A 13,588-nucleotide genomic window follows, 5' to 3' on the forward strand; every position below is an offset into this window, starting at 1 on the left:
GGGGGAGGGGATCGGCTCAGCGCGCGTCGGCGCCCGCGGCATCGTGCGCGTCCCGCTCCGCCGTGAGACAGCACTTCTCGCCGGTGCGGGTGCACGGGCCGGCGACGGCGCAGCGCATGCGCTCGAGGAACGCGGTCACGGCATCCGCTTCGACCGGGCTCAAGCCGGAGGTGGCGCGCATCATGCGCTCGTGCATATCGCCGAGTTCGCCGCGCATCTCGTCCTCCGTGTGTGGTGTGGCGCGCACGAGGATCTTGCGTCGATCCGTCGGATGCCGCTCGCGGCGAACGTGGTCGGAGCGTTCCAGTCGATCGAGGAGCGCGGTGATGGAGGCCGTGGACAGTCCGAGGTGACGCGCGAGATCGGCGGGCGTCGTGTCCGTCGCGGATGCGGAGGCGCGGGCGAGGTACCGCAGGACGACGAGTTCGTTCTCTCCCATCGCCATCGAGTCCTGCGTGCGTCGGCGCATCGCCATCTCCGCGCTGCGGTACTCCCGCAAGGCGTGCATGACACGTGAGTTGCGCCGATCTTCGGTGCCCTCGCCGTACCAGTAGGGAGCAGGGGATGTGGTGTCCATCCGGCCGCCTCCGATCTTCGCCTTATATCTCGGTTGCTTATTCGCTAGTCTATCTAGTAAGTTCGTGAACAAGAAAAGAGGGAAGGGAAACATCATGGCGAAGCTGTTCTACGGAACGACCCCCGAGCCCATCACGATCGACGATCGGATGCTGGCCCACGTCAAGGTGGTCGTCGCCACCAAGCTCCGCCGCGGCGAGAGCTTCACGCTGTCGTGGACGCACGGGGCGGACGAGCCCGTCGGGCGCTCCACGATCTGGCTGCAGCCCGCCATCCCGCTGCGATTCGTGTTCGAGTCCGAGCAGCCCGAGTCGCTCGACCAGAACCTGCTCAAGCGCATGGCCAACGACGCCAACTCCTCACGCGGGCTGAGCCTCGACATCGATGCCGCGGAGGCCCCCGCCGCCGAGCGCCCGTCGCAGGCCCGACCGAATCGCACGGCGTCGTCCACCGCTCCGCGCTCACTGGTCCGCGCCGCGTGAACGCGGCGGACAGCGCGGTCGCGACTCAGTCCGCCGCGTGGGACGTGCCGACGGAGCCGCTCGCGATCATCGCACCCGGCGTGGGTGTCACGGCCTGACGTCGCCCTCGTCTGCGTCGTCGTCGATGCCCGAGGCGCCGGGTTCCCGCCGGGTCAGGATGATCGCCGCGGCCAGCAGCACTGCGCCGACGACGATGAAGCCGAGCTTCGCGGTGACGGGACCGTCCGCGGGGAGGAGCAACGTCGGCGCCGCGAAGACGCACGCGGCCACGACGGCGAGGATCGTCCCCCACGGGCGCTCCTGCTGCGGCCGGCTACCAGCACCACGCTCCTCCACGGGGCTCACGGGACGACGTAGCCCGCGGCTCGGACGAGCGAATACCACTCCGCACGCGTCAAGACGATGTCGGCGCCGGAGGACGCTTCGACCACCCGGCTCGGGGTGGTCGTCCCCAGGACCACCTGCATTCCGGCCGGATGCCGCGTGATCCACGCCACGGCGATCGCGATCGGGGCCACTCCGTAGCGTCCCGCGAGCTCATCGATCACGGCGTTCAGCTCCGCGTATTCCGGATCCCCGAGGAACACGCCGTTCCCTCTCGACCCCTGCAGCGGCGACCATGCCTGCAGGGTGATGCCCTCCAGGCGGCAGTAGTCGACGAGCCCGCCGCCGTCCAGGACGGCGGACTGCGGCGCCGACTCCATGTTCATCGCAAGCCCCTGGGCGACGATGGGGGCGTGGGCGACCGAGAGCTGCACCTGATTGGCGACGATGGGCTGACGGACCGCGGTGCGGAGCAGATCGATCTGGCGCGGCGTGTGGTTGGACACACCGAACGCGCGCACCTTGCCCGCGGCTTCGAGCTCGTCGAACGCGCGCGCCACTTCCTCGGGCTCGACGAGTGCGTCGGGCCGGTGGAGCAGGAGCACGTCGACGTAGTCGGTGTCGAGCGCGCGGAGGGACTCGTTCACCGAGGCGACGATGTGCTCGTAGGAGAAGTCGAAGTACGGCCCTTCGCGGACGATGCCCGCCTTCGTCTGCAGCCGGATCTCCGCGCGCTCCGACGGGCTCAGCCGGAGCGCCTCCGCGAACCGTCGCTCGGCGGAATGGAGTTCTCGGGCGTAGATGTCCGCGTGATCGAAGAAGTCGATGCCCACGGAACGCGCTGCTTCGTAGAGCTCGCGGACCGCGGCGTCGCTCTTGCCGTCGATCCGCATCATTCCGGCGACGACGGCGGGCACGGCGGGGCCCGAGGGGCCGAGGGGGACGGATCGCATCGCTCCACGTTATCCCGCGCGCGTGGGTCCGCGCCTCAGTCGGACGCGTCCCCGTCGGCGTCGTCCTCGCCGTCCGCAGACCCGTCGGGCGTCTGCCGATCGTCGTCCGGTGACGCCGAGCCCCGCGGTGCAGCGCGCAGCAGCTCGTTCATCTCGGACAGGAAGCCGCCCAGCTGTTGCTGCTGCCAGCGCAGATCGCGGGTGCGATCCTCGGCGTCGCGCAGCACCGTGGCGGCGTGGGCCGCGATGGTGTCCGCGATGCGTTGAGCCTTCTCGCGCGCATCGTCGAGGATGCCGCGTGCCTGGACCTGCGCCTGTGCCTCGACCTGCTGGGCCTGAGCGCGGGCCAGTCGCTCGTGATCGTCGGCCCGCCCCGCGATCCGGCGCGCGTGCGCGAGGGCGGCCTCCACCTGCTCGCTCGCGTCCGAGGTGATCCGCTCGGCGTGGGCGACGGCCTGATTGTGCAGCACGAGGAACTCCTGCTGCGCCTCGTCCTGACGCCGGGTCAGCGACTCCTCGAACTCGAGGACCCGTGCGGTCATCTCCCGGACGTCGCGCTCCGCCGCGGCCCGCAGGTCGGCGGTCTCGCGCGAGACGAGCGAACGCAGCGCGGCCGCGCCCTTCTCGGCCTCCGTGCGGACGGCTGCGGCCTCACGCTCCGCCTGGGCCACTTTCTCCGTCGCGTGGGCGCCCTCGCGTTCGAGCCGGGTGTGGTGGGCGGTGAGTTCGGTCTCGATCCGGAGGCGCGCCTGGTCGGCGTCGTGCTGCGCCTCCGATCGGATCCGGTCGCGTTCGGCGACCGCGTCGGAGCGGATGTCGTCGGCTTCGTCGCGGGCGGTGGACAGGAGCCGTTCCGCCTGCGACGCCGCGTTCTGCACCAGCACGCTCGCCTGTTCTTCGGCGACGCGGAGAATCGCGTCGAACCGCTGGCGCGCCTGCGCCGGATCGTCGCCCTCGCCGTCCGTGCCGCCGATGAGACCGCTCGAGAGGGCGGCGACCTGCGTCTCCGCGTCGGCCGCGCGCGCGGCGGCGGCGCGCGCCTGCTCCTGCAGTCGCCCGGTCTCCTCGCTGTGACGGCGGGCCACCTCGGCGAGCTCGTCGTCGTGGTCTGCGCGCTGTTGCGCGAACATCGCCTCGGCGCGAAGCTTCTCGCGATGCACCTCGTCGGAGGCCTCCCGCGCCCGCCGGACCAGCTGGCGGACGCTCTCGTCGACCGCCTCGCGATCGTATCCGCGGAAGCCGACGGGGAACGTCGGCGACGGATCGTCCTCGGCCGTCCGGCGGAGCAACTCGTCGAGCGGCGAAGACTCTGCTCCGTCTGTCGGCCGGTGCGACTGCGCGGTCTGGTCGTCCGTCACGGGGACTCCTCTCGGGGCGACCCGGCGACGCCCGACGAGCGAGGTGCCGGCCGCGGGCTCGTGCAGAGGGATGCGCGGTCTCGAACCGGGTGCCGTGGCCACGAGACCGCGCATCCATGGTGAGCGACCGGGATGAAGAGTACGGAACTTGGGGGAGAACCACTCGAGATCGCTCGAGGACGACCATGCCACGCACGAGGGGCTCAGACCCCGGCGTGCGGCGATACCTCACCCGGGGAATCGCCCGCGGACGGGACGGATTCCGACCATGTCAGCATTCCGCCGCGGCTCCTCCCGCGTGCGGCGGTGCGGAGCGCGGTAGTGTGGCGGAGCCCCTCGACGCCGCCGGAGACGCCCATGACCGAGACGATCGTTCGGTCTCCCCGCCTCGCCGGCCGTCCGGGAAGCCGTCGTGTCGTTCTCCTCGCGCTCGTCGGCGGGTGTGCCGCTTTCCTGAGTGCCGGCTTGATCTGGCTCAGTCGCCTGTGGGATCCCACGGTTCACTACGTGAGTCAGTTGGGGGCCACGGGGATGCCGACGGCGCCGCTGTTCAACTCCGCTCTGCTGCTGCTCGGCATCGCCGCGGTGCTCGTGGACAGAGCGCTCCTCCACCGGCCCGACGTCTACGTGGTCGGCTGGCCCATCGCCGCGACCCTGGTCGTGTGCGGGGCGTGTTTCGCACTGGCATCCGTCGTCACCTGCTCGCCCGGATGTCCCGTGCCGTTCACCCCGGGCGCTCTGCCGCAGGACCTCATCCACATCAGCGCGGCCGTGCTCGGCTTCGTCCTCGCCATCGTCGCGATGGCGCAGGTGTCGGTTCTGCGCCGCCGTCCGTGGATGCGTGCGGCGAGCCTCGTGACCCTCGTCGCCGTCGGTCTGACGTCGTTCACCGGTGCCATGCTGGCGCTGTTCCGCGGCGACACGGTTCTCGGTGGGAATCTCGAGTTCACCGCCGCGACGCTCGCGATCGCGTGGTTCGGGGTCTTCGGGCTGCAGGTCGCCGCGGACGAGGTCGTCACCCGCGGTGACCCGTCGGACCCTCGCTGACGCAGCGGTTAGCGTTTACCCATGAACCGACGACGACTGCGCCGAGTGATCGGGGTGATCGTGCCGATCGCGAGCATCGTCGTCGTGCTGGTCGTCCTCCACGGAGCCGGTGTGCCGCTCACGCTCCCGGGCGTGCTCGTCTTCATCGTGCTCCTGATCGTGGGGCGAGTGGTCTTCGGGTTCGCTCGAAGGCGGCGCGCCGACCGCGGCTGATCGGCGCCCCGCCTTCCTCACACGTCGCCGTCGGCCTCGATCAGACCCCACGCGTGCGCGGCGCGGATCGCGCTCGCACGGTCCGACACCTCGAGCTTGCGGTACAGGCTCTGCAACTGCGTCTTGACGGTGTTGGGTGAGACGACCAGGGCGCGGGCGATGTCAGCGATCGTCGAGGTCGGTGTGAGCTGCGCCAGGACCACCTGCTCGCGCTTGGTGAGGTGGGGAACGCTCACGGATGACGCGAAGAACGAGACGCGATCCGAGACGCGGTCGCGCGCCGCGGGGGACAGGAGTCGCAGGACGAGGCCGCGGTCCTCGGGGGCGACCGCACTCCACGGACTCCACAGGTCGTGACGCGCGCTGAGCGCCTCGGCCCGCTGGGCGGTCGATCGGTGCGCCCCCGTCCCGTTGAGCCGCACGTCCGCGACCATGCTGACGACCAGGCTCTCCAGCGCGGCGCGCGGGGAGGAATCCTGATGGATGCCCCACTTCACGCTCATCACGTAGGCCTCGTGGGCGCGCCCGGCGTACAGCTGCGACAGCGCGATCGCGGGGGCGGTGGCTGCGGAGAGCCCGAACGGCCCCTCGAAGAGGGCCATGGCCTTGCGGGCCTGACGCAGGGCGATCAACACCTTCGCGCGAGCGGTCAGAAGCTGGATCGACTGGAAGTGAGACGGGGGCGTGCTCCGCGTCCGCCCCATCCACGACCGCAGCATCCCGAGCGCATCCGGGGCCGCTCCGGAGAGCAGGAACGCGAGGGCTTGGACGGACGCGGCGAACGGCCACAGTTCCCGAGCGCCGCCCGTCGCCGTCATCATGTCCAGGCGCTCCCGTGCGGCCGCGGCATCCCCGCGTTCCAGGCTCAACCACGCGTCGGCCAGACGCGTGCCCTCGCCCCACGGAGAGTCGATCCATCCGTCCTCCCGATCGGTCTCGCACAGCACCCCGGCCGCGCGGACGTCGCCCTCGAGCAGCGCCACGACGGCGAGGACCCCGCGGGCGCGCAGCCGACGGGCGGGAGGGGCGAGGCGTTCGACCTGCCCGAGGGCGAGGGTCGCGTCGCGCAGCTTGCCCATGGCGAGGTGGGTCATCCCCACCTGGTACCACCCCTCGGCGACGGCGTCGTCCGACAGCGACGGACGACGCCGCAGGGCGTCCACGAGCAGGATCGCCGATTCGGTGGCCAGCGCGAACCGCCCGGCGGCGCGCAGCAGGTTCACGCGCACGATCAGTGCCTCGATGTTGTGCTGCGCGGCCGCTTTCGCTTCCGGGAGGCGACCGAGCGCTCCGACCGCGAGCGCGGGGGTCTCGGCGGAGGCGGCCGTGTCGGCGTCGACCGAGAGGAGGGCGTCGACCGACAGGGGGTCGAAGCCCACGTGCGAGCGGAGCGTCTCGACGAGCGTCGTGAAGGCGGCGGCGTCCCGGGCCCAGACCTCCGGTCCCGCCGAGCGCAGGATCGACCCGAGGGTGGGCCACTGGCCGGCGTCGGCGGCGAGCTGCGCGGCGCGCAGGGGCTCTCCGGCGGCGACGAGGTGATCGAGCAGGCGCAGGCGCGCGCGCTCGACCAGCTCGGGCGCGCCCGCCGTGATCTCGCGCAGCCACTGGGTGCGCACCGGTTCGGCCAGCACCAGCCGGGTCGTGCTGGGCCACACGAAGCCGGCTTCCTGGAGCTCGGCCAGGAGATCGCTCGTGGTGCCGGTGGTCGAGTCGATCCCGATCGCGTCGGCCAGCTCGACGTTGATGTACGGGGCCACCGCGAGCAAGCGCACCTCGTCGGTGATCGGGGCGCTCAGATGCGCCTCCATGTCCGCGGTGAGAGCGTGTCCGGCGTAGTCCGCAATGGCATCCGCCTCGTCCCGCGTGCGCAACGGCAGGCCCTCGAGGCGGAGCCGTGAGCTCGCAAGCTGCGCGAGGGCCGGCCATCCGTGGGTGCGGCGCATGAGCACGTCGATGGCGACGTCGGTGGTCTCGATCCCGTTCAGGTCGAGAACGAGGGTCAGCTCTTCGCGGGTCATCAGGAGGTCGGCCGGAGTGAGGACGTGGACGTCGAACTCCAGGGCGATCAGGGGGCTCTCCAGACGCGTCACGTGCCGCGTGGAGACGACCACCCGCAGCGAGGGATCCGCGCGGAGCAGATCGAGGATCGCGGCGGAGCCCACCGCGGACGCGTCGGTCAGGTTGTCGACCAGCAGGACGTGCTGCGGCGGACCCGCGTCGAACGCGGCCGCGACACGGTCGAGCGTCGCGGTGTCGGCGTGGGCGGCATCCAGCAGCTGGATGCCGGTCTCGGGGTCATCGTCGAGGGTCGCCGCGAACTGCCGCAGCAGGGCGCTCTTGCCCACACCGGCGGGTCCGCGCAGGAGCACGACATCGCTCTCGAGAGCGTCGCGGAGCTTGGCGACCGTCATGGTGCGGGGTGTCCAGAAACGGCTGGAGCGCCGGGCGGCGCGGGCGGCGGCGGGCGGGGTGTCGAGGTCGATCAGCATCGTGTTCTCCAACTCTCGGTCTGCGGTGTCGTCGTCCCGGGTTCGGGTCGGGGAGACGAAGGGAGCGCACAGCCGGGGTGCGCTTCACCCGATCATTGGGGTGATGTTCGCCCGGACGACCTGTCGAGGGAGCGGTTTCATCCCCGCGGTCATCCCGCCTTCACCCTGTCGGCATCACACTCTCCGCCCCCCTGTCACCATCGCGGAGCGTCGCCGTTTCCCCCCGCGTATCGCCCGTTCGCGGGCGTTCCGGCAGGGCGAGGCGCGCCCTCCGCCCCGTGCCTATGCTTCCCGGGCTCGGCGTTCCCGATGCGGACCGAGCGGAAGGTGGAAAACGAGTGGACATGCAACGCGTCGCGCGGATCCTGCGCGCGTACTGGAAGGCGATCGTCGCTCTGACTCTCGCCGGTGGGCTCGCGGGTTTCGGCTGGAGCGCTCTGCAGCCGCGGGTCTACACCGCCGACGCGAGCGGCTACGTCGCCAGCGTGTCGTCCGACGGATCGACGAGCTCGGCGCTGGCCGGGGGCACACTCGCGCTGTCGCGGGTGAAGTCCTTCATCGACATGGGTTACTGGAAGTCGGTGGCCGAAACGGCGCGGGACGAGCTCGGACTCACCGACAGTCCGGAGTCGCTGGTGCAGCGCATCCGTGTGTCCAACCCCGTCGACACCGTCAACGTGCGCGTCGATGCGACGGGACCGACGCCCGAGGCGGCACGCGACCTCGCGCAGGCGTGGCTCCAGGGGATGACCGTCCAGGTCGATCAACTGGAATCCACGGGGGGCGGACACGGCGCGGTGAAGCTGGTCGCGGGCGACTCGGCGCGGCTGCCGACCGCGCCGTCCTCGCCCAACGAGAAGCTCGCCATCGCCGTCGGAGCCCTCGCCGGAGCGGTCGCGGGGGTCCTGTTCGCCCTGGTGCGTCGCGCGTTCGACCGGCGCGTCCGATCGGCGCACGACATCTCCGACTCCGTCGACGTGTCGGTGGTCGGCATCCTGCCGGTGGACAAAGAACTCGCCGCCGGACGTGCCGTCTTCTCTTTCGACGACATCCGGGACGGGCGCGGCTCCTTCGCGCACAAAGAGGCGATGCGGGAACTGAGGACGAACCTGCAGTACGTGGATGTGGACCGACCCCCACGCGTCATGGTCGTCACGAGCCCGCTGCCCGGCGACGGGAAGTCCACGACGGCCGCGAACCTCGCGGTGAGCATCGCGGCGACGGGGCAGTCGGTGATCCTCATCGACGCCGATCTGCGCCGACCTGTGCTGGGTGCGACGTTCGGCTTCTCGGATGATGTGGGGCTCTCCGACGTCCTCGCGGGTCGCGCGCGCATCGAGCAGGTGGCCCACCAGGTCGACGAGAACGGACGTCTGTTCGTCGTCGCGGCCGGGCGTACGCCGCCCAACCCCAGCGAGATGGTCGGCTCGCAGCGCATGCAGCAGCTGGCGCGCACGCTGGCCGACGACATGGTCGTCATCATCGACTCCCCGCCGACGCTCGCGGTCGCCGACGCCGCGGTCATCGCGAACTGGGCGGACGGCGCGGTCCTCGTGGTGACCGCCGGTCGCACGACGGACGACATGCTCCAGCGGGCGGTCGGGAACATCGCCAAGACCCGTGGCCGGCTCCTCGGGGTCGTCCTCAACCGTGTCCCGCTGCGCGGCGCGGATTCGAACTATTACGGCTCGCAGTACGGCGGCTACTACGGCTACGGCGCACCGAGCTCCGGTGTCGACCGCCCGCGGTGGTGGCGTCGGCCGTGGCGTCGCGCCACGGTCGAGAAGAAGGATGCCGGTGAGCAGGCGCCCGGTCCGCGTCGGCGGTCCGCGGAACTGCCTCCCTCGAACGTGCGTGGTCTGCGGACCCTCGCTTCGGGGCGGAAGGGATCGCCGGTGCCGGGTGATTCCGGTGGTGAAGGCGAGGTCTCTGTCGCGGAGCCCGCCGCGGACGTCCCGGACGACCGGACGTCCCGACGCCGTCAGAGGGGGTGAAAACACGCACCCGACAACGCCGGAGGGCGCCGACCCCCGGGGGAATCGGCGCCCTCCGGCCTGATCAGTGCGCGGTCTCACCGGGGGCGACCACCGCCTTCACTGTCCGGAACAGGATCACGATGTCGCCGATGAGCGACCAGTTCTCGACGTAGAAGAGATCGAGGCGGATGGCATCCTCCCAGGACAGAGCCGACCGGCCGCTCACCTGCCAGAGGCCGCTCATGCCCGGACGCACGATGAGGCGGCGACGGGCGTCGTCGTCGTAGAAGGCGACCTCCGCGTCACGCTGCGGGCGCGGGCCGACGAGGCTCATCTGCCCCATCAGCACGTTGAACAACTGGGGGATCTCGTCGAGCGAGTATCTCCGCAGGATCCGGCCGATCGGGGTGATGCGCGGGTCGTCGTCGATCTTGAACAAGGGTGCTCCGTCGCGCCCCTGGGCGGTGAGGAGCTCCGACAGGCGGGCGTCCGCGCCGTCGACCATGGAGCGGAACTTGATCATGCCGAATCGGGCACCGCCCTGCCCGACGCGCTCCTGCCGGTACAGGATCGGCCCGGGGCCCGACAGTCGCACGAGCCCCGCCAGGACGAGCAGGACCGGGCTGAGGACGAGCAGCAGCAGCAGCGACCCGACGATGTCGAAGGCGCGCTTCAAGACGCGCTGCCGCGTCGAGTACTGCGGCGTCTCGACGTGCACGAGGGGGAGGCCCGCGACCGGACGCGTGTGGATGCGGGGACCGGCGACGTCCGTCAGGTTCACGGCCACGATCAGGTGCTGTCGTCCGGGTTCGAGGCCCCAACCGATCCGCCGGATGTCGTGGGCATCGATCCGTCCGCCCCCGGTGATGAGCACGCTGTCGGCGTCCAGTTCGTCGAGACGATGTTCCAGTCGGCGGGCATGGGCGTCCGTCCACGAACTCCCGTCGACGCCCCCTACGGTGTGGACGCCCACGACCGTCAGGCCCACTCCGGGTTGACGGGCGATCTCGCCGGCGACGCGGGCGTTCTCTTCGGCGCTCCCGACGAGGACGACGCGCGACGACAGGTCGCCCCGGCGTCTGCGGGCGATGAGCCAGGAACGCGCAGCCGTCCGTGACGCGAGGAGGGTGAGCGTTCCGGCCGGCAGGCTGAGGAGGAAGTATCCGCGGGACAGGTCGGCGCCGGTGAGGTAGGCGGCCATCGCGACGAGCCCGAAGAGTTGGAAGGAGGCCGCGATGACGAGTCGATGCTCGGCGACCCCGTGCCCGACGACCCGGGGCAGGCGCGTCCCCCACAGCGTCAGGGCGGCGAGCCAGGCGATGCACAGGGCCAGCGACACGGTGGTGTAGTCGATCGGTGCCGAGCTGACGCCCGCGTGATCGGGGCCGAGCCAGAGCAGTTGGGTGCCGAAGACGGCGACGATCACCACGAGCGCGTCGGACGCGACCAGGAGGCGTGCATATCGGGATTGCCAGGTACGCCGTCGCGTCGCGCGGGCTGGGGTGAAGCTTTTTGGTAGGGCAGGTGAAGTGAATGACGAGGTAGCGAGATCCATGAGTACTCCGCTGATCGGGCTCAGTGGCCGGAGATGATGCGCCTCTGGGCTGGAACAGGAGGCGCGGGGTCCGGGCACTCTGCCATCCGCGGTGTCGGCCCGAGGCTGCGGCGCTGGCGGGGCTCGGAGGGTGAAGGGACGTGACGGGAGGGCCGTCGCGGAGCGAAGGCCCGACGGGATCGGGACCGGATCGGCGATCCCACCACGGTTCGCCCCTCTGATCACCTCCACGACGACGCCCGTCACCTCGACGGACCGCGGGGCCACCGGTGCCGGCCCGGACCCGGAACAACATGTACACATGTTCATGTGCGCGTAGCCGAACGGACAAGCTGGGTGCATGACCGACGTGCCCGATCCCTGGAACGAGTTCGCGAGACAGTTCGGAGACCGTCTCCTCAACGCCCGGGCGAAGAGAGGGCTCTCGCAGGAGCACGTCGCGCATGCCGCCGGACTCGCCACCTTCACGTACCGCAAGCTCGAACACGGCGAATCCAACCCCGGCACTCCCGCGAACCCGCGCCTGCGCACCATCGTGTGCCTCGCGGAGGTCCTGGGGATCCCGCTCGCCGACTTGCTTCCGCCGCCTCCGGAGGGCATCGCGCCCGGTCGTTGATCGCGGTGTCGGAGGCTCGTGCTTCACTTCTTCCGTGCCCACCGATGATCGGGGAGTCCTCGCGGACGACCCGGAGAGAGAGGTGTCCGGCATGAGCGAGAACGATGTCCACCCCCGTCACGCAGGTGCGCGCTGCACATACGCGTGGTGCACGACCCGCCACGGCGTCACGGTCCATCCCGACGACGAGGCGCATCGCAGCGCCGGCTCCGGTTTCGCGGCGCGCGTCCGCGGATCGGACGACTCGGGGGCGGGGCGCGAGCTCGATGTGGAGGTGGGAGTCCTCCGTCGCCCCGGCGATGTCGAGAACTGGCTCGTGATCGAAGTCGGAGCGGTCGGGCTGGCGATGACGACGGACGGAGCACGCGAACTCCGTCGGGTGCTCGTCGAGGATCCACAGATCCGAGACGCGTTGTCGTCCTGACCCGATCGTGCGTCGCCGGCGGCATTCACCCGGGTGGGCCGGCGTCGGGATGGTCGGACGCGGGTCCGGAACGGCCGCGCCGGAGCGCTGTACTCGGCGAAGCGGTCGGCTCACCCGAGCGGCCCGTCACCCGAGCCGCCATCGAGGGAGACCCGTGAACCCGTTGTCCCGCCCGCGCGTGCTGATCGTGTGCACCGCGAACGCGATCCGCTCGCCGTTCGTCGAGCACCTGCTCCGCGCGCGTCTCGCCGACGCCGGAGTCGTCGCACCGGTCATCAGCAGCGCGGGTACCGCGGCCCGCCCCGAGCGAGCCGCGGTACCGGAGGCCGTCGACCTCGGTCGCGAGTACGGTCTGGACCTCGCCCCGCATCGCACCCGCCGCCTCGACGAGACGCTGCTCCGCCAGGCGACGACAGTGCTGTGCGCGGCGGCGGTGCATCGACGGGCCGTCCTGGACATGCGCCCGGACGCTCTGGACACGACGTTCACGGTGCGTGAGTTCGCCCGTCTGCTCCGGGAGGAGTCGGGGGTGTCCGTCGCGGGCGATTGGGAGACTCTCGTGTCCCGTCTCGCGCGGGGGCGAACCCGCGCACGCAGGGTCTCCGCGGACGATGACGACATCGTCGACCCGATCGGTCGGTCGGCGACGGTGTGGCGGGAGTTCGAGCGCACGACGGTGGACGCCGTCCAGACGATCGCGGGGCACGCGGCTCGGGTGCTCGCCGAGGCGACGGCGGGTCGGGAGGCGGGTCCGCCGCCGATGACTCGTCGTCAGCTTCGCTCGCGGCGCGCTGCGGATCCCGGCACGCCGCCCGGGTGAGGGCGACCGCTCAGTCCGGTCCGCGTCGACGTCGGCGGAGGCGGCGCACCCCCGCGAGCCCCGCCGCACCGATCACACCGCCGAGGGTGTTCGCCGCGACGTCGACGGCGCTCGAGGTCCGCCCGGGGAGGAACAGTCCCTGGGCGATCTCCGCCGACAGCGGTACGACCCACGCCACGCCGAGGAGGACGAAGGGTCGTCCGGGGAGGACAGTGGCGAGGATCATCCCGAACGGAACCATCATCACGACGTTCAGCGTCGCATCCACGCCGAACGGGAACGCCGCGGGCGCAAGGCGGACCATCGCTTCGTAGACTGGACCCGCGTTCGCGTCGATGTGCTCGGGCCAGAACATGACCACCGCGAGGAGGACCAGATAGCCCGACGCCAGGACGGCTGTCAGGGACCGACCCCGATCCCGTGGAGGTGTGGTGCGCATGCTTCACCGTACGAAGCCGCGCCCACGACCTCTCCCGCGCGGTCGGGTGGGATCAGAAGGTGATCGCGCGAGTCAGACCCGCGCCCGACGGGGTGTCGAGGGTCCGGCCCTCTTCACTGTCGGCGCGGGCGATGATGCGGCCGATGCCGATCCCTGCGGCGAGGGCGGCGACGATCCAGGTGACGATGCCGACGGCGATGGCGGCGACGATGAGGACCATGGGACTTCTCCTTTGGAGTCCGGTGGTGCATGACGTGATGTGCTGGCCACTGTAGTGCCCGGAAGCGTGCCGATTCGCCTCTGCCGCGCCGAGAGG

Annotated in this window: 15 protein-coding genes; 7 read left to right on the top strand and 8 right to left on the bottom strand. The window is 71.1% G+C overall.

Annotated elements, in window-relative coordinates; translation table 11 throughout:
* Window positions 1-16: 16 nt before the first annotated feature.
* Window positions 17-577 (bottom strand): MarR family transcriptional regulator, encoded by a 561-nt coding sequence (locus tag BGO45_RS14285; RefSeq protein WP_292695334.1) that lies wholly within the window; start codon window positions 575-577, stop codon window positions 17-19.
* Window positions 578-671: 94 nt separating this feature from the next.
* On the opposite strand from BGO45_RS14285, the gene BGO45_RS14290 reads away from it, so the two are divergent.
* Window positions 672-1,058 (top strand): hypothetical protein, encoded by a 387-nt coding sequence (locus BGO45_RS14290; protein ID WP_292695336.1) that lies wholly within the window; start codon window positions 672-674, stop codon window positions 1,056-1,058.
* Between the two features lie 87 nt (window positions 1,059-1,145).
* On the opposite strand, the gene BGO45_RS14295 is transcribed toward BGO45_RS14290, so the two are convergent.
* The 3 genes from BGO45_RS14295 to BGO45_RS14305 are packed head-to-tail and all read right to left on the bottom strand — an operon-like array spanning window position 1,146 to window position 3,693.
* A complete protein-coding gene (locus tag BGO45_RS14295; protein WP_292695338.1) occupies window positions 1,146-1,403 on the bottom strand; it encodes a hypothetical protein in 258 nt (85 codons plus the stop codon).
* Window positions 1,400-2,335, bottom strand: coding sequence for an aldo/keto reductase family oxidoreductase (locus BGO45_RS14300; RefSeq protein ID WP_292695340.1), 936 nt, complete (start codon window positions 2,333-2,335; stop codon window positions 1,400-1,402). The genes BGO45_RS14295 and BGO45_RS14300 overlap by 4 nt, the downstream gene beginning before the upstream one ends.
* A gap of 35 nt (window positions 2,336-2,370) precedes the next feature.
* On the bottom strand, window positions 2,371-3,693 hold the full coding sequence (locus BGO45_RS14305) for a cell division initiation protein (protein ID WP_292695342.1): 1,323 nt from the start codon (window positions 3,691-3,693) through the stop codon (window positions 2,371-2,373).
* 357 nt (window positions 3,694-4,050) lie between these two features.
* Between BGO45_RS14305 and BGO45_RS14310 the strand changes: the two genes are divergently transcribed.
* Together BGO45_RS14310 and BGO45_RS14315 are read left to right on the top strand one after the other, a co-directional pair.
* Window positions 4,051-4,740, top strand: coding sequence for a DUF998 domain-containing protein (locus BGO45_RS14310; RefSeq protein WP_292695344.1), 690 nt, complete (start codon window positions 4,051-4,053; stop codon window positions 4,738-4,740).
* A gap of 21 nt (window positions 4,741-4,761) precedes the next feature.
* Window positions 4,762-4,953: a hypothetical protein gene (locus BGO45_RS14315; protein ID WP_292695346.1), complete on the top strand. Its 192-nt coding sequence runs from the start codon at window positions 4,762-4,764 to the stop codon at window positions 4,951-4,953.
* 17 nt (window positions 4,954-4,970) lie between these two features.
* Here the strand turns inward: BGO45_RS14315 and BGO45_RS14320 are convergent, their stop codons facing one another.
* The gene (locus BGO45_RS14320; protein WP_292695348.1) at window positions 4,971-7,442 is read right to left on the bottom strand and encodes a LuxR C-terminal-related transcriptional regulator; all 2,472 of its coding nucleotides are present in this window, start codon (window positions 7,440-7,442) and stop codon (window positions 4,971-4,973) included.
* Between the two features lie 344 nt (window positions 7,443-7,786).
* On the opposite strand from BGO45_RS14320, the gene BGO45_RS14325 reads away from it, so the two are divergent.
* Window positions 7,787-9,436 (top strand): polysaccharide biosynthesis tyrosine autokinase, encoded by a 1,650-nt coding sequence (locus tag BGO45_RS14325; RefSeq protein ID WP_292695350.1) that lies wholly within the window; start codon window positions 7,787-7,789, stop codon window positions 9,434-9,436.
* Window positions 9,437-9,500: 64 nt separating this feature from the next.
* On the opposite strand, the gene BGO45_RS14330 is transcribed toward BGO45_RS14325, so the two are convergent.
* Window positions 9,501-10,844, bottom strand: a complete 1,344-nt coding sequence (locus BGO45_RS14330; RefSeq protein WP_292695352.1) for a sugar transferase — start codon at window positions 10,842-10,844, stop codon at window positions 9,501-9,503.
* 469 nt (window positions 10,845-11,313) lie between these two features.
* Between BGO45_RS14330 and BGO45_RS14335 the strand changes: the two genes are divergently transcribed.
* The 3 genes from BGO45_RS14335 (at window position 11,314) to BGO45_RS14345 (ending at window position 12,833) form a co-directional block, all read left to right on the top strand.
* Entirely contained in the window at window positions 11,314-11,589 is a 276-nt protein-coding gene (locus BGO45_RS14335) for a helix-turn-helix transcriptional regulator (protein ID WP_076491238.1), read from the top strand.
* Between the two features lie 91 nt (window positions 11,590-11,680).
* The gene (locus BGO45_RS14340; protein WP_292695355.1) at window positions 11,681-12,013 is read left to right on the top strand and encodes a hypothetical protein; all 333 of its coding nucleotides are present in this window, start codon (window positions 11,681-11,683) and stop codon (window positions 12,011-12,013) included.
* Window positions 12,014-12,167: 154 nt separating this feature from the next.
* A complete protein-coding gene (locus BGO45_RS14345; protein ID WP_292695357.1) occupies window positions 12,168-12,833 on the top strand; it encodes a hypothetical protein in 666 nt (221 codons plus the stop codon).
* Between the two features lie 10 nt (window positions 12,834-12,843).
* Here the strand turns inward: BGO45_RS14345 and BGO45_RS14350 are convergent, their stop codons facing one another.
* Together BGO45_RS14350 and BGO45_RS14355 are read right to left on the bottom strand one after the other, a co-directional pair.
* Window positions 12,844-13,272, bottom strand: a complete 429-nt coding sequence (locus tag BGO45_RS14350) for a VanZ family protein (RefSeq protein ID WP_292695358.1) — start codon at window positions 13,270-13,272, stop codon at window positions 12,844-12,846.
* Between the two features lie 52 nt (window positions 13,273-13,324).
* Window positions 13,325-13,492, bottom strand: a complete 168-nt coding sequence (locus BGO45_RS14355; RefSeq protein ID WP_175611045.1) for a hypothetical protein — start codon at window positions 13,490-13,492, stop codon at window positions 13,325-13,327.
* Window positions 13,493-13,588 lie beyond the last annotated feature (96 nt).

This window comes from Microbacterium sp. 71-36 (assembly GCF_001898305.1).
Classification (GTDB): Bacteria; Actinomycetota; Actinomycetes; order Actinomycetales; family Microbacteriaceae; genus Microbacterium.